This window comes from Tistrella mobilis (genome assembly GCF_039634785.1).
Taxonomy (GTDB): Bacteria; Pseudomonadota; Alphaproteobacteria; order Tistrellales; family Tistrellaceae; genus Tistrella; species Tistrella mobilis.
In genome coordinates, this window is sequence record NZ_JBBIAB010000010.1 from 173,141 (window position 1) to 190,788 (window position 17,648).

Here is a 17,648-nt window from a genome sequence, read left to right on the forward strand (position 1 = left end):
GGGTCAGACCCTCTCGACAATCAGCGCGATGCCCTGGCCGATGCCGATGCACATCGACACCAGGGCATAGCGCCCGCCGCGACGCTCCAGTTCGCGCAGCGCCGTCAGCGTGATCCGCGCGCCCGAAGCCCCCAGCGGATGGCCGACGGCGATCGCGCCGCCATTGGGGTTCACGCGGGCATCGTCATAGGCCAGATCCAGCTGCTTCAGGCAGCCCAGCACCTGGGTCGCGAAGGCCTCGTTGATTTCGATCACATCCATATCGGCAAGAGAGAGCCCGGCGCGGGCCAGTGCCTTGCGTGCCGCCGGCACCGGCCCCAACCCCATCACCCGGGGCTCCACCCCGGCCACCGCCGCCGCCACGATCCGCGCCCGGGGCTTCAGCCCGAAGCGCGCACCGGCCGCTTCGGTGCCCAGCAGCAGCGCCGCCGCACCGTCATTGATGCCCGAGGCATTGCCCGCCGTGACCACGCCATCGGCCGCCAGCGGCCGAAGCTTCGTCAGCGCCGCCATAGTGCTGTCAGGGCGCGGGTGTTCGTCGGCCGTCACCTCCAGCGCCGGCGCCTTGCGGCCCTGGTCGACGGTGACCGCCGTGATCTCGCCCTCGAAAAAGCCGGCCGCGCGTGCCGCTTCATAGGTCGCCTGCGACCGCGCCGCGAAGGCGTCGCTCTCCTCGCGACCGATGGCCAGGTCGCGGGCGATATTGTCGGCGGTCTCGGGCATGGTGTCGCCGCCATAGGCCGCGATCACCTTCGGGTTCGGGAAGCGGGCGCCGATGGCGCTGTCATAGACCTTGAAGTCGCGGCCGAAAGCCTGTTCCGATTTGGCGACCACGAAGGGCGCGCGGGTCATGCTTTCCACCCCGCCCGCGATCATCAGTTCGCCATCGCCCAGGCGGATGGCACGCGACGCATCGATCACCGCCGCCATGCCGCTGCCGCAAAGCCGGTTGACGGTCTGTGCCGCCACCTCCACCGGCAGGCCGCCCATCAGCGCGCCGTGGCGGGCGACGTTGCGGGCATCCTCGCCGGCCTGGCAGGCGCAGCCGGCGATCACATCCTCGATCGCGGTCGGGTCGACGCCGGTCTTTGCCATCAGCGCCCGGATCACCTGGCCCAGCAGGTCGTCGGGGCGGATGCGCGACAGCACGCCGCCCTGGCGGCCGAAGGCACTGCGCAGGCCGTCGAAGATGAAGGCGTCGGTGGTGGCGGACATGGGAACGGTTCCTCCGGGCTTTTCTCTGGTCTTGTCTCAGGCTTCGTCGCGGGTCAGCGGCAGGCCCAGGCGGGCGCGGCGCGACAGCCAGGGGCTGGGCCGGTAGCGCGGATCGCCGGTGGCCGCCAGCAGCCCGTCCAGCACCGTCAGCACATGGGCAGCCCCCAGACTGTCCCCCAGGCGGAGCGGCCCCTTGGGATAGCCGAGGCCCAGCTCCACCGCCGGGTCGATATCGGCCGGGGCGGCGATGCGCATCTGGGCGATTTCGCAGCCGACATTCACGATCTGGGCGGCGATGCGCTGGGCGACGAAACCGGCACTGTCGCGGATCCGCGTCACCGGCACGCCGCCCTGTTCCAGCCGCACCGCCATGCCCTCTGCCAGCGCTGCATCCGTGGCGGGCGAGGTCATCAGGGTCAGCCGCCGCTCGAAGCCGAACAGCGGGTCGATCGCCAGCGCCCGGGCCGGATCGACCCCCGCCTCCAGCGCCGCCGTGGTGCAGTCGGTTCCAAGCGGCAGCAGCAGGGCGATCGCGCCCTTGCCCGGCCGGTCGCCCGCATCCACCTCCATGCCGGCCCGCGCCACCAGCTCCTGCGCCGCCGCCCGCCAGGCCGGATCGGCGGCGGGCCCCACCCAGACCGGCCCGTCGACCGCGCGGCCGGCCAGCGGGTCGGGCTCGGGGTCCGGCTCGATCCGCGCGCGCCCGTTCTCATACGTATAGAAGCCCGCGCCGGATTTCCGCCCCAGCAACCCGGATTCCATCCGGTTGCGGCCGATCGGCGACGGGCGGAAGCGCGGCTCCTGGAAGAACTGATTGTAGATCGATTCCATCACCGGCTGCGAGACGTCGAGCCCGACCAGATCGAACAGCTCGAACGGCCCCATGCGGAACCCGGCCGCGTCGCGCATGATCCGGTCGATATCCACCGGCCGCGCCACCCCGTCCTGCAGGATGCGCAGCGCCTCCACCCCGAAACCGCGGCCGGCATGATTGACCAGAAAGCCGGGGCTGTCGGTGACATTGGCCGGCAGATGGCCGGTACGGCCCGCCAGATCGGTCAGGGCCGCGGTCACCCAGGGGGCGGTGCGGGCGCCCGCCACCACCTCGACGATCTTCATCAGCGGCACGGGATTGAAGAAATGGAAGCCCGCCACACGCTCGGGCAGCGCGCAGGCCGCCGCGATCGCAGTCACCGACAGCGACGAGGTGTTGGAAGCCAGGATGCAGTCCGGCCCCACCGCCGGTTCCAGATCACGGAACAGCGTGCGCTTGACCTCCAGCGCCTCGACGATCGCCTCGACCACCAGATCGGCGCCTGCGAACGAGGCCGGAACGGCCTCCACAACCTTCAGCCGACCCAGGGTTGCATCGATGTGATCCTGGTCACACTGGCCCTTTGAAGCCTTGCGTGCCAGCATGTCGGCGATGAAGCCGCGTGCCGCATCGGCTGCGCCCGGCTTCGCATCGGCCAGGCGGACCTCGACCCCGGCTTCGGCCAGAACCTGGGCGATGCCGCGGCCCATGGATCCGGTGCCGATCACCCCGGCGATATCGATCCGGCGGGGGGCGGAAGTCTCGGTTCGGGCAGCGAAATCGGTCACGGGCGGGGTCCTCCGGCAGGCGCCGCCATGCGATTTCCGCAGGGCGGACTCATATTCCATCGCGTTGACGGGGAGGTTAGGCAGTGTCAGATTGGCCTGCAACCGCAATCCATCAGCATGCGCATCCGCGGAATTTGCCCGAGACCAAGCTTCGTCCGGACAATTTTCACGGGTAAACGACGGAGCGGCGGGGTATGAATTCCGGCAGACGATCGGAAGCGCCCCAGGGGAGGAAGTTGGGAGTACAGGCATGCGCAAACGTGCCGAGATCGAGCCCATTGCAGAGCTCGACCCGGAAGAAGCCGCCCGCGATCGGAATTTCGTGACGGCATTGGCCCGCGGGCTCGAGGTGCTGCGCGCCTTCCGCGTCGGCAACCAGCCCATGGGCAATCAGGAACTGGCCGAGATCACCGGCCTGCCCAAGCCCACGGTCTCGCGGCTCACCTATACGCTGACCAGGCTGGGCTATCTGTCCTATAACGAGCGGATCGGCAAGTACCGCCTGGGTTCGGCCGTGCTGACGCTGGGCTACAGCATGCTGGCCGGGCTGACGGTGCGCGACATCGCACGTCCCCTGCTGCAGGAGATCGCCGACTATTCCGGCGTGTCGGCAGCCTTGGGCGACCGCGACCGGCTGAACGTGCTCTATGTCGAATGCTGCCGGGCCGATACCGCGGTCACGCTGCGCCTCGACGTGGGCTCGCGGATCCCGATTGCGACCAGCGCCATCGGCCGCGCCTTCCTCGCCGGCCTGCCCGAGCAGGAGCGCGGCTTCCTGATGGAGCACATCCAGCGCCGTTCCGGCGCCGAATGGCCCAAGATCAAGGAAGGTATCGTGCAGGCGCTGGACGAGGTGAATGCCCGCGGCTTCTGCACCTCGATCGGTGAATGGACCACCGGCGTCAATGCCGTGGGCGTGCCGCTGCGCCGGCCCTCGGGCGGACTGATGGCGATCAATTGCGGCGGCCCCAGTTTCATCGTCCATCGCGAGCGGATCGAGAAGGATATCGGCCCCCGTCTGGTGCGCATCGCCCAGCAGATCGAAGCCTCGCTGGTCCGCCGCTGACCGCCACCCCCCCAGGACCGACGCCCCCAGGAGTTGCAGACCCGACATGACCGGACGCCCCACCATCGTCTCGCCCGCCTCCCCGCCCGATGCGGTGGAACTGGCCGCAATCCTGGCCGAGGGTGAGCCGCCGGGGGCCTATAACGGTCTGATCGGCACCAGGCTCGTCCGCTGGCAGCCCGATTACGCCGAGGTCTCGATCGCGCTCGGCCCCCAGCACCTGAACCGTGCCGGCGTGCCCCATGGCGGGGTGATCGCCTCGATGCTCGACAGCGCCTGCGGCTATGCCGGCAATTACTGCCCCGACCCCGCGCGGGCGCGCTATTGCGTCACCCTGTCGCTCACCATCGGCTTCATCTCCCAGACCCGCGGCAGGCTCCTCACCGCCCGCGGCCGGGTGATGGGCGGCGGCCGCAAGATCTTCATGGTCACGGGCGAAGTCACCGACGAGACCGGCGCGCTCATCGCCTCGGCCCAGGGCACCTTCCGCTATCGCGGCGGCAGCGAATCGCTCGAAGGCGTGCCGCGGGGCTGACCGCCGATCAGATCCCCTGAACGATCCGCCTGACCGGCGCCCCATCCAGCCAGGCGGCCACCGCCTCGGCGGTCTGGCGATAGAAGATGCGGAAGTTCTCGGCCGTCACATAGCCCAGATGCGGGGAGACCACCACCGTCGGCAGCTGCCGGAACGGGTGGTCGGCGGGCAGCGGTTCCCGGTCGTAGACATCGAGGCCCGCGCCGGCCAGGCGGCCGGTCGAGAGGGCGTCGATCAGTGCCGCCTCGTCGACGATCGGCCCGCGCGAGGTGTTGATCAGCACCGCCCCCGGTTTCATCATCCCGAGCGCCGCCGCATCGACCAGCCCGCGCGACCGGTCGCCCAGTTTCAGATGGATGGTGACGATATCCGCCGTCGCCAGCAGATCCTCTTTCGAGGTCAGCGCTGCGCCCACCTCCCGGCACCGCGCCTCGGTCAGATTGGGGCTCCAGGCCACGACCTTCATGCCGAAGGCCTGCGCCACCTCTGCCACCCGTCCGCCCAGCCGGCCAAGGCCCAGCACGCCCAGGGTCTTGCCCTCCAGCCCCCGTCCCATCACCGTCTGCCAGGGCTGCCCCGCCTTCATGCGGGCGCTTTCGGCGCCGGCCCCGCGCATCACCTCCAGGATCAGCGCGAAGGTCAGCTCCACCGTGGGTGCCGCCAGGCCTTCGGTGCCGCAGACCGTGATGCCCTGTGCCCCGGCCGCCTCGGTGTCGATCGCGGCATTGTGCATGCCGGTGGTGACTATCAGGCGCAGATCCGGCAGCCGTTCCAGCACCCGTGCCGGCAGGGGCGTGCGCTCGCGCATCACGCAGACGATGTGGAACCCGGCGAGCGCCGCCACCACCGCCTCCTCGTCGGCAAAGCCGGTATGGAAGACCGTCAGCGCCGCCCGGTCTTCCACCGCCGACCAGTCGGCGAAGCCGGTTGCGACATCGTGGTAATCGTCCAGGATCGCGCAGCGATACCGCATCGGTCTTCTCCTGCCTGCAAACGCCACGAACCGCCGCGGCACCGGCCGGCGGCGGTTCGACAGGGATGATACAGGAGATCGGGGCGGAAGGTTCCGGTCAGATGAACAGCTTGCGCAGCTGGCTTGAAATCACGTCCAGCAGGCTGACCATGACGATGATCATGATCATCACCGCGCAGGTCTCGGCGAAATAGAAGCCGCGGATCGCTTCCCACAGCACCACGCCGATGCCGCCGGCACCGACCATGCCGACCACCGTGGCCGAGCGGACATTGCTTTCGAAACGGTAGAGCGAATACGACACCCAGAGCGGCAGAACCTGCGGGATCACGCCATAGATCACTTCGGCCAGCGGCCCGGCACCGGTGGCGCGGATGCCCTCCACCGGCCGCGGGTCGATCGCTTCCACGGCTTCCGAGAACAGCTTGGCCAGCACGCCGGTGGTATGGACGAACAGTGCCAGCACGCCGGCGAAGGGGCCGAGGCCCACCGCCACCACGAACAGCATGGCGAAGACCATTTCGTTGATGGCGCGCAGCGCATCCATCATCCGCCGCACCGGCTGCACCACCCAGACCGGCGCCACGTTCGACGACGACAGGATGCCGAAGGGAATGGCAAAAACAACCGCCAGCACCGTGCCCCAGAGCGCCAGCTGAATGGTGACCAGCAGCTCGTCCAGATAGAAGCGCCACTGGTGGAAATTCGGCGGGAAGAACTCGGCCCCGAACACGCCCATATTGCCGGCATCGCGGAACAGGTCCAGCGGCCGCATCTCGGCGCCGTCCCAGGACCAGACCAGCACGGCGGCGAGCAGGCCATAGGTAACGTAGCGCAGCAGCGATCCCTTGAGGTCGCGCGGCGGCGTGATGCCGGGCGTGCGGGGCTGGGCAAGATCGGTCATGGCGGCCGGAACTTTCAGAGAAAACGACGTCGATGGTCGAGACTGGTCTGACATGAAGAACGACCGGCGGCGCGGGGAGCCGCCGGTCGCTTGAGGCCGATGGATCACGAAGCCTTGGCGGCCTTCTCGATCTCGGCGGCGCGCTTGTTCAGCGCGTCGAGCTGGGCGTCGATCTCGGCGATCTTCTTCGCCTTCTCGTCGGCGGCCATGGCCGTATCGGCCTCGAGCTTCGCCTTCGAGCGGAACAGCTCCAGCTGACGGATCGGGATCAGCTGGTCGTTGCTGCTCTTGCGGAACGGCGCCCAGGTCAGACCCTGCAGAACCGCCTTTTCCTTCTCGGCGTCCGGGCCCTCGACACCATAGGTCAGGAAGAAGCTCGCGATCTTCTCCTTGGCCTCGGCCGGCAGGCTGGTGCGCCACACGATCGGGTCGGCCGGGATCAGCGGCGACTTCCAGATCACCTTGATCTGCTTGGCCTTCTCGGGGAAGGTCTTCTCAAGGCGGGCCATGTTCTCGGTGTTGTTGGTCGCAACGTCGACCTGGCCGTTGGCAACCGCCAGCGCATTGGTCTCGTGGTTCGCCGCCAGCGTCCGCTTGAAGGCGGTGCGGGCATCCACATTGTTCTGGGCGAAGACGTAGTAGCTCGGCACCAGGAAGCCCGAGGTCGAGTTGGGATCGCCGTTGCTGAAGGTCAGATCCTTGGCCTTGGCCAGCATGTCCTCGACCGAGTTCAGGTCGGTGCGGTCGGCCTGGGTGATCAGCAGCGACCAGTAGCCGGGCGACCCGTCGGCCGCAACCGTCTGGGCGAAGATCTCGCCGCCGGCGCGGTCCACCGCTTCCATGGCCGACTTGTTGCCGTACCAGGCGACGTCGACCTTGTCGAAGCGCATGCCCTGGATGATGCCGGCATAGTCAGGCGCAAAGAAGGCCTTCACCTCGACGCCCAGCTTGCGCGACATGTCGGCCAGGAACGGGTCCCACATGGTCTTCAGGTTCTGGGTCGACTCGGTCGAGATGATGCCGAAGTTGATCTCCTTCATCGAGGTGATCTTCATGTCTTCGGCAGCGGCGGCCGGCAGGGCCGAACCGACGGCGATGGCGGCCGCCACGGCCACCTGGGTCAGACGCTTCAGGAACATGGGGTGCATGCCTTCCATGGGGCGTGGGATGCGTGAGGCGGAAGCGTTGGGTGGCAGGGCGCGGCGTCAGACCGCCAGCGCCTGCCCCGCAGAAGCAGAGGCAGCGGCCGGTGCGGCGCGATCGCGCGCAGGCAGGCCGATATCCTCGATCTCGGTCCCGTAAAGACGGGCGAGCATGTCGTTGGTCAGCGCGGCAGACGGGCCGTCATAGACCAGCCTGCCCTTCGAAAGCGCGATCACCCGCGAGCAGTAGCGGAGCGCGTAATCCACCTGGTGCAGCGAGACCACGACGGTGGTGCCGTCCTCGACATTGATCCGGGCGAGCGTGTCCATCACCCGCCGGGCGCTTTCCGGGTCCAGAGACGCGATCGGCTCGTCGGCCATGATCACCTCGGCCTGCTGGACCAGCGCCCGGGCGATCGCCGCCCGCTGCTGCTGGCCGCCCGACAGGGTGGAGGCGCGGCGATGAGCCCATTCGGCGATGCCGACCCGCTCCAGCGACGCCAGCGCCCGCATGCGGTCGTCGCGCCGGAAGCGCCCCGTGATCACCCGCCAGAGCGGCAGGTTGCCGAGCGTGCCGGTCAGCACATTGGTGATCACCGTCAGCCGGCCGACCAGGTTGAACTGCTGGAAGACCACGCCGATCCGGGCGCGGCGCCGGCGGATGTCGCGGGCGATGCGGCCGTTCTTCTGCACCGAACCGCCCAGCATGCGGATCTCGCCGCCTTCCGTGCGGTCCGAGGCGATCAGGCCGGAAAGATGGCGCATCAGCGTCGACTTGCCCGAGCCCGAGGCACCGATCAGGGCGACCATTTCGCCCCGGGCGACCTGGAAGCTCACGCCGTCCAGCGCACGATGGCCACGGAACGTCTTGGTCAGGCGCGCCACCTCGATGGCGGGTGCGCTGGCGCTGTCGGTCATCGCCGGTCGGTCCTTCCGAATGTCCTGCATCGGGGGGCAATGTCGTCCCGCGCAGGGGTTCCCCCCGTCGGATACGTCCCGGTCGGGCCGGCCAGGCGGGTTCAGATCACCTGCGGCCGTACCCCGGGCGGCCACATTGCGCGGCCCCGTCGGCTATCTGATTAGCCGGCTTCGATGACGTTTCGGTGACGACGCGGTAAAGCATTGATGAAGGGCCGCCCCCATGGCATCACGGAGCTGCCGGAGGGCCCCGCCCCCTAGACAAATCCTTGATACACATCCGCAATTCCGGATCTATCCGGAAGGATGTCGCCCCTTGGTCTTCAGGAGATCCGCGCCGATGCCGGTACCGTACCGTGCCGCCCTTTACGTCATGCCCGGCACCTCGGATCCGCTGGGGGCCTTCGGGGCTGCCTGGCTCGGCCGCGCGGCAGATGGCGGGCCCCTGGCGCCGCGCCCGGCGGTACCGGAGAACTGGTCCGTCGACGCCCTCGATGCCGTGACGGCAGAGCCGCGGCGCTATGGCTTCCATGCCACCCTGCGCGCGCCCTTCCGCCCGGCCGAAGGCGTCGATCTGGACGCCATCGAGGCCCGGGCGGCGGAGCTTGCCGCCGCCCTGCCCCGGGTGGTGATCCCGCAAGGGCTGCAGCTCCGCCGGATCGCGCATTTCCTGGCGCTGGTGCCGGCCGCGCGCTCGGACGCGCTGCAGGATTTCGCCGCCCGGATCGTGGAGGGCACCAATGATCTGCGCCGGCCGCTCGATGCCGGGGACCGGGCGAAACGGCTGGCCAAAAGCCGCCTCACCCCGCGGCAGATCGAACTGATGGACCGCTGGGGCTACCCCCATGTGCTGGAGGATTTCCGCTTCCACATGACCCTGACCGGCCGGTTGCCCGAAGACGAGCCGGCGGTTGCCCGGCTGTTCGATGCCCTGGCCGGCGCCACCGCGGCTTTTGCCACCCGGCCCTTCGTCATCGATGCCATTGCAGTCGCCGTGGAAGCCGCGCCGGGCGCGCCCTTCATTTGCCACCGCCGCTTCGCGCTCCGCGGTTGATGCGGCAGACGCAGGATGGGATGCTGACACGTCAACGACAACGACGCAAAAGCGCGACATCCCCCTACCGCATCCGAAGGCAGAATTTCCATGAAGGGCAAGGTCATCGGCTTCGACAGCCGGACGGGCACGGGCGCCATCGAAGGCGAAGACGGCCTGCGCTATGAATTTTCGGGCACCGAATGGCGAAGCGTCATCCGCCCCGAAAGCGGTGTTCCGGTCGATTTCCACCCCGAGGGCCAGATGGCCCAGGCGATCTTTCCGGTGCAGGCGCCGGCCGCCGCCCGGGGCGGGGACGGCTTCTCGTGGTGGGCGTTCTATTTCTCGTTCCGCGGCCGCACCACCCGCAAGCCCTATTGGCTGTATCTGATCCTGCCGGTCTTCGTGATCAGCATCCTGTTGACCCTGCTCGATGTGGGCCTCGGCACCTACAATGCCGAAACCGGGGGCGGGCTGTTCAGCGGGCTGTTCTCTCTGGCCGCAATCTGGCCCAGCCTCGCGATCGGCGCCCGCCGCTGCCATGATCGCGGCCGCAGCGGCTGGTTTCAGCTGATCATGCTGATCCCGCTGATCGGCTGGATCTGGCTGCTGGTCGAAATCGGCTTCCTGCGCGGCACCGAGGGTCCGAACCGGTTCGGTCCCGACCCTCTGCACACCGGCTACTGATACATTACCCGCGGCCGACGCATACAGACGACCGGCAGCCGTCAGCCGTCGATCGCGCGGATGAAGGCGGCAACGGCGTCGTCCAGCGCGCCGCCATTGTCGACCACAACCACATCGGGCCCGGCGGGCATCTCCGCCCGGGCCCGGGCCAGGCGGCGCCGGATATCCTCCGGCGTCTCCCGGCCGCGGGCGGCCAGCCGTTCGGCCAGCACCGCATCAGGGGCATCGACCACCACGATCCTGACCGGCGCCGCCCGCCGCCGGGCATCGTCCAGCACCGCACGCGACACATTGGCGACCACCGTCAGCCCGTCGCGCCGCGCCGCCGCAACCGTCGCCGGAATGCCGTAGCAAAGGCCGTGGGCCTGCCAGTGCAGCAGGAAGTCGCCGGCCGCCGCCCGGGCCTGGAAGCCGGCGACGGTTTCGGGCTCGTGATCCTCGCCCCCGGCATCAGCCGGGCGGGTGATCACCCGCCGGACGAAGAGATGACGGCCGCGCGGGGCCAGTTCGGCCCGCGCGCGCTCCATCAGCGTATCCTTGCCCGCACCCGACGGCCCCACCACCAGGCAGAGCAGGCCCCCGGTCTCACCTTCGGCCGCATCCATGATCAGAGCACCTGCCGGCCGCGCCGCCAGACGTTCCGGATCAGCGGCACATGGCCATCGACCACGGCGAAGCGCACCAGATCGGCCTGTGCGCCGGCCGCGATCCGGCCGCGATCGTCCAGCCCGACCGCGCGTGCCGGAATGTCGGTGACGGTGCGAATGGCGGCTGCCAGCCCCACCCCCTCCACATCCGCCAGCATCATGGCCGCATGCAGCAGGCTCGCCGGCACGTAATCCGACGACAGCACGTCGAGCAGCCCGGCTTCGGCAAGCGCCCGGGCCGAGACATTGCCGGAATGAGAGCCGCCCCGCACCAGATTGGGCGCCCCCATCAGCACCGCCATGCCGGCGGCCTTCGATGCGCGCGCCGCCTCGATGGTGGTCGGGAACTCGGCCACCGAACAGCCATCGGCCTCGGCCTCGGCCACATGGTCGGCCGTGGCGTCGTCGTGAGAGGCGAGCGCATAGCCGCGGGTCCGCGCCTGCGCCACCACATAGGCGCGGTTGGCGGGCGCGTATTCCGCCTGCATGCGCTTCTGGTTGACGATCATCTCCTCGATCTCGTCGGGACCCACACCGTGCTTGCCCATGTAGTATTCGCGGTATTTCGCCTCGTCGACGAACTGCCGCTGGCCGGGGGTGTGGTCCATGATCGACAGCATGCCGGTCAGCGGATGACCGACCAGCGGCTCGACCAGCGCCTGCATCCGTTCATGGGCGATCTCGCAGCGCAGATGCAGAAGATGGTCGACGCGGAGCAGGTCGCGGGCCTTGGCATCGGCCACCGCCTCGATCATGTCGGCCAGATCGCGCGCCCGGTTGCCCTGTTTCAGATCGCCGATGGTCACGGCGTCGAAGACCGTTGTGATGCCGGCCGCAGCCAGTTCCGCATCATGTGCCCGCACGGCCGGCAGCGACGGCCAGCGCACCCCCGGCCGCGGCGCGAAATGCCGCTCCAGATTGTCGGTGTGCAGCTCCACCAGCCCCGGGATCAGATGATCGCCCTCAAGGTCGATCGCGCCGGCAAGGCCCGAAACCCCTTCGGCCAGTTCGACGATACGACCCTCTGCCACCACCACGGTCGCCCGCGGCAGCACGGTTTCGGGCGTCACCACCCGGGCATTGGTCAGGATGGTCTGGGCGGTCATGCGGCGGCTCCGGCGGGGGTGAGGGGCAGAAGGCGGGTCGCCAGGCGGTCGCGCACCGCCCGGTCGTGGAAGATGGCGACGATCGCGGCACCATTGCTGCGGGCGGCTTCGATCAGCCCGCAGGCCGCATCGACATTGCCGGCATCCAGAGAGGCGGTCGGCTCGTCCAGCAGCAGCACCGGATGGCCGGCGGCCAGGCCGCGGGCGATGTTCACCCGCTGCTGCTCGCCGCCCGAGAACGTAGCGGGCGGCAGCGACCACAGCCGTTCGGGCAGGTTCAGCGCCGTCAGCAGTTCGGCCGCGCGCGCCTCGGCCTCGGCCGCCCCCGCCCCGCGCCGACGCAGCGGCTCGGCGACGATCCTGAGGGTTGCGACACGCGGGATCACCCGCAGGAACTGGCTGACATAGCCCATGGTCCGGCGGCGGACATCCAGCACCTCGCGCGGCTCCGCCCTGCACATGTCGACCACATCTGCGCCATGGCGGACCAGAACCCGGCCCTGATCGGCCAGATAATTGGCATAGAGGGTTTTGAGCAGGGTGCTCTTGCCGGTCCCGGAAGGGCCGTCCAGCACCACGCATTCGCCGGGCGCCACTTCCAGATCGACCCGATCGAGCACCGGCAGCCGCACGCCGCCCTGGGTGTGGAGCACGAAGGTCTTGGAGATGCCTTCGGCCTTCAGCCGCCAGCCATCCGCGACCGGCATCGCCGTTCCGGCCAAATCTTGCGTCATCGGGGTCACCATCGGATCAGACCTGGAGCACGGAAGAGACGAGCAGCTGGGTATAGGGGTGCTGCGGGTCGTCGAGGATCTGGTCGGTCAGCCCCTGTTCCACCACCCGGCCGCGGCGCATCACCATCAGCCGGTCGGCGAGCAGACGGGCGACCGCCAGGTCGTGGGTGACGATCAGCACCGACAGGCCCAGATCCTCGTTCAGTTCGCGGATCAGGTCGAGCAGCCGCGCCTGCACCGAAACGTCGAGCCCGCCGGTCGGCTCGTCCATGAACACCAGCCTGGGACCGATCACCAGATTGCGGGCGATCTGCAGGCGCTGCTGCATGCCGCCGGAAAAGGTGCGCGGCAGGTCGTCGATCCGCCCGCCGTCGATTTCCACCCGTCCCAGCCAGTCGAGCGCCCGGTCGCGGATCCGGCCGTAATGCCGCGCACCGGTCGCCATCAGCGGTTCGCCGACATTGGCACCGGCGGAAACATCCAGCCGCAGCCCGTCGCGCGGGTTCTGGTGGACGATGCCCCATTCCTCGCGCGCCAGCCGGCGACGCTCGGCCTCGCCCATGGTCACCACGTCATGGGTGGCGCCGGCGCGGTCGGTGTAAAGCGCCCGTCCGCCATCGGTCTCGATCCGCCCCGACAGCATGCCGAGCAGCGTGGTCTTGCCCGACCCGCTCTCGCCCACGATGCCCAGCACCTCTCCCGGCCACATCCGGAACGAGACGTCGGTGCAGGCGATGGCGGTGCCGTAGCGCTTCTCCAGCCCCTCCACCGCCAGCAGCGGCCGGGCGGGGGACAGGGTCTCGGCGGCCTTTGCGATCGCGTTCATCGCGCGCCCTCCTCGCCCGGATGGAACGGGGCATCCATGCCCGGCCCCTCATGGCCGGCCTCGCGCCGGCTGGTGCAGTGATCGGTGTCGGAACAGACGAAGATACGCCCGCCCCGGTCGTCGACGATCACCTCGTCCAGATAGCTGTCGGTGGCACCGCACAGCGCGCAGGGCCGGTCCCAGCCTTCCACGTCGAAGGGGTGGTCCTCGAAATCCAGGCTGCGCACGGTGGTATGGGGCGGGATCGCATAGATCCGCTTCTCGCGCCCGGCGCCGAACAGCTGCAGGAAGGGCGCATCGTCCAGCTTGGGGTTGTCGAATTTGGGAATGGGCGACGGCCGCGCCAGATGCCGCCCCGCCACCATCACCGGATAGTCATAGGTGGTGGCGATGCGGCCATGGCGGGCGATGTCTTCGTAGAGCTTCACATGCATCGCGCCATATTCCGCCAGCGCATGCATGCGACGGGTCTCGGTCTCGCGCGGCTCCAGCCAGCGCAGCGGTTCCGGGATCGGCACCTGATAGACCAGGATCTGGTCTTCCGTCAGCCGGGCCTCGGGCACGCGGTGGCGGGTCTGGATGATGGTCGCCTCGCGCGTCCGCTCGGTGGTCGCCACCCCGGCGGTGCGGGCGAAGAAGCGGCGGATCGACACGGCGTTGGTGGTATCGTCCGCCCCCTGGTCGATGACCTTGAGCACGTCGTCCCGGCCAAGCACGGCGGCGGTCACCTGGATACCGCCGGTGCCCCAGCCATAGGGCAGCGGCATTTCGCGGCTGGCGAAGGGCACCTGATAGCCGGGGATGGCGACGCCTTTCAGGATCGCCCGGCGGATCATCCGCTTGGTCTGCTCGTCCAGATAGGCGAAGTTGTAGCCGTCGGCGCTGCTGCCATCGGCGTCAGCGGCAAGAACGGTGGTCGTCGCGGGGGAGGTCATTCTGCCGCGTCCCTGTCCTGGTCGTCAGCGTCCTGGTCGTCAGCGTCCTGGTCGTCAGCGTCCTGTCGGCCACCATGCCGCTCGCCATGCGCGCGGCGCAGGCGGCGGACCATGTCGAGTTCCGACTGGAAATCGACGTAATGCGGCAGCTTCAGATGCTGCACGAAGCCCGAGGCTTCGACATTGTCGGCGTGGTAGAGCACGAATTCCGGATCCTGGGCCGGGCCCATCACCGCCTCGCCCAGCTCGCCCGCGCGCATCGCCCGGTCGACCAGCGCCATGGCCATGGCCTTGCGTTCGACCTGGCCGAAGCCCAGCCCGTAGCCGCGGGTGAATTGCGGCGGCGCCGCCGCCGTGCCCCGGAACTGGTTGATCATCTGGCATTCGGTCAGCTCGATCTCGCCGATCTCGACCGCAAAACCCAGCTCTTCGGGGACCATCTCGACGGCGACCCGGCCGATGCGGATCTCGCCCGCGAAGGGATGGCTGTTGGCATAGCCGCGCTGGGTCGAATAGCCGAGCGCCAGCAGAAAACCCTCGTCGCCGCGGGCCAGGCTCTGCAGCCGCAGCGCCCGGTCGGCCGGGAAGTCCAGCGGCTCGCGGGTGAGGTCGGGGACCGTCTCTTCGTCCTCGTCCACGGCGGGCAGCTCGCGCTCGATCAGCCCTTCATGGTTCAGCAGATCGGTGACCCGCGGCATGGCGTCGTCCAGGGGCTCGGCCAGCGGCAGAACCGGTTCCGGGGCGCTGCCGCCCGCCAGCAGGCCGAAATCCAGCAGGCGATGGGTATAGTCGAAGGTCGAGCCCAGCACCTGGCCGCCCGGCAGATCCTTGAAGGTGGCCGAGATGCGCCGGGCGATCGCCATGCGCGCGGTATCGACCGGCTCCGTCGCACCGAAGCGCGGCAGGGTGGTGCGATAGGCCCTGAGCAGGAAGATCGCTTCGACCAGGTCGCCCTGGGCCTGTTTGATGGCGAGCCCGGCGAGTTCGGGATCATAGACCGAGCCTTCGGTCATCACCCGGTCGACCGCCCGGCCCAGCTGGCCGGTGATCTGGTCGACGCCAAGCTCCGCCACCTGCGGGTCGCCGCGGCGGTCTTCCGCCAGCAGCCGGTGGGCATTGGCGATCGCCGCCTCGCCGCCCTTGACCGCAACATACATCGGATCAGCCCTCCGGGGTGATGCGGGTGGTGCGCGGCAGGGCCGCCAGCCGGTCGCCCGCCGTCAGCACGATATCCAGGCCGCGGGGATAGAGCGGCGCCAGCGCCGCGCGGGCGGCAACGAAGCCGGCCGGCAGCCCGGTCACAGCCAGATGCGCCGCCCCGTCGATACCGGGCCCTTCCAGCCGCCAGCCGGCGGCCGTTGCGGTCGACAGCGTCTCGACCTCGATCACCAGCGTGGTGGAGCGGTCGGGATAGGCATCGGTGCCGAGGGCGAAACGATCGGGCGCCGGCATCGTCTCGGGATCGCCGATCACCGCGAAGGCCGCCTTGTCGGGGGCGACCGCCAGCGGTGCGCCGGTGTGAAAGCGCAGATAAGGCAGCGCCGGGGCCGAGACCCGGTCCAGCCAGACGGGGGTGTCGTGATCGGCCAGCGCCAGCAGCACGGCGGCGGCGGCGCGCGACAGCGGCCGGTCCAGCCCCGGCACCGCCGTCACCCTGGCGATACGGCCGGGGCGGGCCATGGCGTCCAGCACGGCGCGAAAGGTGGTCTGGGCATCGCCGACCGGGTCGGGGAAGCCGGGGGCAAGGCTGGCGAGCGGGGCCGCCGCCGGCATGTCAGGGCTCAGGCTCATCCGTGTCACTCCCCGCGCACCATGGTGAAGAACTCCACCCGGCTCGCCGCCGCCTTGCGTGAGGCCAGGGCCCGGGCTGCGGCCTGTTCCGCCGCCAGCGGCTCGACCAGGTCGCGCATCAGCTGCGGGCCGTGGGACCCGGTCTGGAGCAGCGCGTCCAGAACCGCCACCAGTTCGGCCTTCACCCGGTCGCGCCCGGCGACATAACCGACCCCGGCCTCACCGTCCTTCAGCCGCACCACGGCGCGCGAGACGGTCATCTCGCCCAGATTGAACCGGGCCCCTGCCCCGCCCGCGCGGCCGCGGACCATGGCCAGACCGGTTTCCGGGCGGCGCAGGGCCACCGCCCCCGCCAGCACACCGGCCCGGCCGCCGGGCAGATCATCCAGCGCCGCCTGCAACCGGCCACGATCGGCACGGGCCAGCACCGCCAGCCAGCGCCTGCGCGCCACCTGATCCGCCGCCTCGCCGGCCGTTTCCGCCGTGCCGCCGGCCGTTTCCGCCGTGCCGCCGGCCATTCCCGCCGTCATCGTCATCGGACTTGTTCCTTCCGTACCCGCGTCGAAGCGGATGTCGACAACCTGGTATATTTGTATAGACATCCGTATCTCTTATGGGCATGATGCCTCCATCACCGCCCGAGGGCAAGCCCGGGAGGGTGACGTTTGCATGACGCTGCGGTACCGCAGCAGGACCAGAAGGGGGATCGGATGGCCATCGACCGGGAACCGGGGGTGACGCTCTGGCGGCAGATCGAACGGGTGCTCGCCGACGAGATTCAGCGCGGCATCATGACGCCGGGTGCCCAGCTCGCCACCGAACACCAGCTGGCGGAACGCTTCGGGGCCAACCGCCACACCGTCCGCCGCGCGATCCGCGAATTGAAGACCCGCGGCTTGATCCGGGTGGAACAGGGTCGCGGCACCTTCGTGCATGAAAACGTGATGGACTACGCCCTGGGGCCCCGCACCCGGTTCAGCGCCAATCTGAAAGCGCAGGAGCGGCGCCCCGCCGGCATGCTGCTGGAAGCGGCCGCCGTTGCCGCCACCGGCCGCATCGCCGAGGGGCTGGGCGTTCCGGAAGGGGCGCCGCTGATCTATCTCACCACCCTCTCCTTCGCCGACAACGTGCCGGTCAGCCTGGGGCGGCATTACCTGGATTTCGAACGCTTCCGCGGCATCGACGAGGTGTTCCGCGAGACGCCCTCCATGACCCTCGCCCTCACCCGTTTCGACATCCACGACTATACCCGCGGCCGCACCCGCATCACCGCGCGCATGCCCTCCGCCGAAGAGGCCGGCCTGCTGCGCCAGCCGCCGAACCGGCCGGTGCTCAAGACGGAATACATCGACGTCGATGTAAATGGCCGCCCCGTCCAGTACGGCATCACCCTGTTTGCCGGCGATCGGGTTCAGATCGTCACCGACCCGCGCCATCCGGACGCCGCAGACAGAACCGATGCATCGACATCGATGTAAATCGCCCGCAACGCCGCCGACCGCGGCATGACCCCGGAGAATTTCCCGCCCCGGGT

19 protein-coding genes are annotated in these 17,648 nt (G+C 69.4%); 5 read left to right on the forward strand and 14 right to left on the reverse strand.

Annotated features, from left to right (window positions below; all coding sequences use genetic code 11):
• Positions 1-3 precede the first annotated feature (3 nt).
• Together WI697_RS16195 and WI697_RS16200 are read right to left on the reverse strand one after the other, a co-directional pair.
• Positions 4-1,215, reverse strand: coding sequence for a 3-oxoadipyl-CoA thiolase (locus tag WI697_RS16195; RefSeq protein WP_062762795.1), 1,212 nt, complete (start codon positions 1,213-1,215; stop codon positions 4-6).
• 36 nt (positions 1,216-1,251) lie between these two features.
• Positions 1,252-2,817 (reverse strand): 3-hydroxyacyl-CoA dehydrogenase, encoded by a 1,566-nt coding sequence (locus WI697_RS16200; protein ID WP_345959158.1) that lies wholly within the window; start codon positions 2,815-2,817, stop codon positions 1,252-1,254.
• A gap of 250 nt (positions 2,818-3,067) precedes the next feature.
• Between WI697_RS16200 and WI697_RS16205 the strand changes: the two genes are divergently transcribed.
• Both WI697_RS16205 and WI697_RS16210 read left to right on the forward strand, forming a co-directional pair.
• Positions 3,068-3,883 (forward strand): IclR family transcriptional regulator, encoded by an 816-nt coding sequence (locus WI697_RS16205; protein ID WP_062762798.1) that lies wholly within the window; start codon positions 3,068-3,070, stop codon positions 3,881-3,883.
• A gap of 46 nt (positions 3,884-3,929) precedes the next feature.
• Positions 3,930-4,418: a PaaI family thioesterase gene (locus WI697_RS16210; RefSeq protein ID WP_062762801.1), complete on the forward strand. Its 489-nt coding sequence runs from the start codon at positions 3,930-3,932 to the stop codon at positions 4,416-4,418.
• Positions 4,419-4,425: 7 nt separating this feature from the next.
• On the opposite strand, the gene WI697_RS16215 is transcribed toward WI697_RS16210, so the two are convergent.
• The 4 genes from WI697_RS16215 to phnC form a co-directional block, all read right to left on the reverse strand.
• A complete protein-coding gene (locus WI697_RS16215) occupies positions 4,426-5,391 on the reverse strand; it encodes a D-2-hydroxyacid dehydrogenase family protein (RefSeq protein WP_062762804.1) in 966 nt (321 codons plus the stop codon).
• 97 nt (positions 5,392-5,488) lie between these two features.
• A complete protein-coding gene (phnE, locus tag WI697_RS16220; RefSeq protein WP_014745606.1) occupies positions 5,489-6,295 on the reverse strand; it encodes a phosphonate ABC transporter, permease protein PhnE in 807 nt (268 codons plus the stop codon).
• Between the two features lie 104 nt (positions 6,296-6,399).
• Entirely contained in the window at positions 6,400-7,434 is a 1,035-nt protein-coding gene (gene phnD / locus WI697_RS16225) for a phosphonate ABC transporter substrate-binding protein (RefSeq protein ID WP_062762807.1), read from the reverse strand.
• A gap of 66 nt (positions 7,435-7,500) precedes the next feature.
• Positions 7,501-8,355, reverse strand: a complete 855-nt coding sequence (gene phnC / locus WI697_RS16230; RefSeq protein WP_345959159.1) for a phosphonate ABC transporter ATP-binding protein — start codon at positions 8,353-8,355, stop codon at positions 7,501-7,503.
• A 340-nt stretch (positions 8,356-8,695) separates the two neighbouring features.
• On the opposite strand from phnC, the gene WI697_RS16235 reads away from it, so the two are divergent.
• Together WI697_RS16235 and WI697_RS16240 are read left to right on the forward strand one after the other, a co-directional pair.
• A complete protein-coding gene (locus tag WI697_RS16235; protein WP_345959160.1) occupies positions 8,696-9,409 on the forward strand; it encodes a DUF1045 domain-containing protein in 714 nt (237 codons plus the stop codon).
• A 90-nt stretch (positions 9,410-9,499) separates the two neighbouring features.
• Positions 9,500-10,075 (forward strand): DUF805 domain-containing protein, encoded by a 576-nt coding sequence (locus WI697_RS16240; protein WP_156503083.1) that lies wholly within the window; start codon positions 9,500-9,502, stop codon positions 10,073-10,075.
• A gap of 41 nt (positions 10,076-10,116) precedes the next feature.
• On the opposite strand, the gene phnN is transcribed toward WI697_RS16240, so the two are convergent.
• Genes phnN through phnG form a run of 8 tightly spaced genes read right to left on the reverse strand, consistent with a single transcriptional unit; the run spans position 10,117 to position 16,650 of the window.
• A complete protein-coding gene (gene phnN, locus WI697_RS16245) occupies positions 10,117-10,680 on the reverse strand; it encodes a phosphonate metabolism protein/1,5-bisphosphokinase (PRPP-forming) PhnN (protein WP_345959161.1) in 564 nt (187 codons plus the stop codon).
• Positions 10,681-10,682: 2 nt separating this feature from the next.
• Positions 10,683-11,828: an alpha-D-ribose 1-methylphosphonate 5-triphosphate diphosphatase gene (locus WI697_RS16250; protein WP_345959163.1), complete on the reverse strand. Its 1,146-nt coding sequence runs from the start codon at positions 11,826-11,828 to the stop codon at positions 10,683-10,685.
• Positions 11,825-12,562, reverse strand: a complete 738-nt coding sequence (phnL, locus tag WI697_RS16255; RefSeq protein ID WP_345959164.1) for a phosphonate C-P lyase system protein PhnL — start codon at positions 12,560-12,562, stop codon at positions 11,825-11,827. The genes WI697_RS16250 and phnL overlap by 4 nt, the downstream gene beginning before the upstream one ends.
• A gap of 16 nt (positions 12,563-12,578) precedes the next feature.
• Complete coding sequence (gene phnK, locus WI697_RS16260) at positions 12,579-13,388, reverse strand: phosphonate C-P lyase system protein PhnK (protein ID WP_345959165.1); 810 nt, start codon at positions 13,386-13,388, stop codon at positions 12,579-12,581.
• Complete coding sequence (locus WI697_RS16265; RefSeq protein WP_014745615.1) at positions 13,385-14,323, reverse strand: alpha-D-ribose 1-methylphosphonate 5-phosphate C-P-lyase PhnJ; 939 nt, start codon at positions 14,321-14,323, stop codon at positions 13,385-13,387. The genes phnK and WI697_RS16265 overlap by 4 nt, the downstream gene beginning before the upstream one ends.
• On the reverse strand, positions 14,320-15,480 hold the full coding sequence (locus tag WI697_RS16270; protein WP_345959166.1) for a carbon-phosphorus lyase complex subunit PhnI: 1,161 nt from the start codon (positions 15,478-15,480) through the stop codon (positions 14,320-14,322). The genes WI697_RS16265 and WI697_RS16270 overlap by 4 nt, the downstream gene beginning before the upstream one ends.
• A gap of 4 nt (positions 15,481-15,484) precedes the next feature.
• Positions 15,485-16,114, reverse strand: coding sequence for a phosphonate C-P lyase system protein PhnH (phnH, locus tag WI697_RS16275; RefSeq protein WP_082828367.1), 630 nt, complete (start codon positions 16,112-16,114; stop codon positions 15,485-15,487).
• Between the two features lie 5 nt (positions 16,115-16,119).
• Entirely contained in the window at positions 16,120-16,650 is a 531-nt protein-coding gene (gene phnG, locus WI697_RS16280) for a phosphonate C-P lyase system protein PhnG (RefSeq protein ID WP_345959167.1), read from the reverse strand.
• Positions 16,651-16,824: 174 nt separating this feature from the next.
• Here phnG and phnF point away from each other — a divergent pair, with 174 nt between their 5' ends.
• Positions 16,825-17,592 (forward strand): phosphonate metabolism transcriptional regulator PhnF, encoded by a 768-nt coding sequence (phnF, locus tag WI697_RS16285; RefSeq protein WP_345959169.1) that lies wholly within the window; start codon positions 16,825-16,827, stop codon positions 17,590-17,592.
• The last annotated feature ends 56 nt before the right edge of the window (positions 17,593-17,648 follow it).

Bases quoted from the DNA above. Each gene is read 5' to 3' on its own strand.
- phnF (WP_345959169.1), top strand. From the start codon at position 16,825: ATGGCCATCGACCGGGAACCGGGGGTGACGCTCTGGCGGCAGATCGAA.
- WI697_RS16215 (WP_062762804.1), bottom strand. From the start codon at position 5,391: ATGCGGTATCGCTGCGCGATCCTGGACGATTACCACGATGTCGCAACC.
- phnN (WP_345959161.1), bottom strand. From the start codon at position 10,680: ATGGATGCGGCCGAAGGTGAGACCGGGGGCCTGCTCTGCCTGGTGGTG.
- WI697_RS16270 (WP_345959166.1), bottom strand. From the start codon at position 15,480: ATGTATGTTGCGGTCAAGGGCGGCGAGGCGGCGATCGCCAATGCCCAC.
- phnD (WP_062762807.1), bottom strand. From the start codon at position 7,434: ATGTTCCTGAAGCGTCTGACCCAGGTGGCCGTGGCGGCCGCCATCGCC.
- phnH (WP_082828367.1), bottom strand. From the start codon at position 16,114: ATGAGCCTGAGCCCTGACATGCCGGCGGCGGCCCCGCTCGCCAGCCTT.
- phnC (WP_345959159.1), bottom strand. From the start codon at position 8,355: ATGACCGACAGCGCCAGCGCACCCGCCATCGAGGTGGCGCGCCTGACC.
- WI697_RS16210 (WP_062762801.1), top strand. From the start codon at position 3,930: ATGACCGGACGCCCCACCATCGTCTCGCCCGCCTCCCCGCCCGATGCG.
- WI697_RS16195 (WP_062762795.1), bottom strand. From the start codon at position 1,215: ATGTCCGCCACCACCGACGCCTTCATCTTCGACGGCCTGCGCAGTGCC.
- phnK (WP_345959165.1), bottom strand. From the start codon at position 13,388: ATGAACGCGATCGCAAAGGCCGCCGAGACCCTGTCCCCCGCCCGGCCG.
- phnE (WP_014745606.1), bottom strand. From the start codon at position 6,295: ATGACCGATCTTGCCCAGCCCCGCACGCCCGGCATCACGCCGCCGCGC.
- WI697_RS16240 (WP_156503083.1), top strand. From the start codon at position 9,500: ATGAAGGGCAAGGTCATCGGCTTCGACAGCCGGACGGGCACGGGCGCC.
- WI697_RS16250 (WP_345959163.1), bottom strand. From the start codon at position 11,828: ATGACCGCCCAGACCATCCTGACCAATGCCCGGGTGGTGACGCCCGAA.
- WI697_RS16205 (WP_062762798.1), top strand. From the start codon at position 3,068: ATGCGCAAACGTGCCGAGATCGAGCCCATTGCAGAGCTCGACCCGGAA.
- phnL (WP_345959164.1), bottom strand. From the start codon at position 12,562: ATGACGCAAGATTTGGCCGGAACGGCGATGCCGGTCGCGGATGGCTGG.
- WI697_RS16235 (WP_345959160.1), top strand. From the start codon at position 8,696: ATGCCGGTACCGTACCGTGCCGCCCTTTACGTCATGCCCGGCACCTCG.
- WI697_RS16265 (WP_014745615.1), bottom strand. From the start codon at position 14,323: ATGACCTCCCCCGCGACGACCACCGTTCTTGCCGCTGACGCCGATGGC.
- phnG (WP_345959167.1), bottom strand. From the start codon at position 16,650: ATGACGATGACGGCGGGAATGGCCGGCGGCACGGCGGAAACGGCCGGC.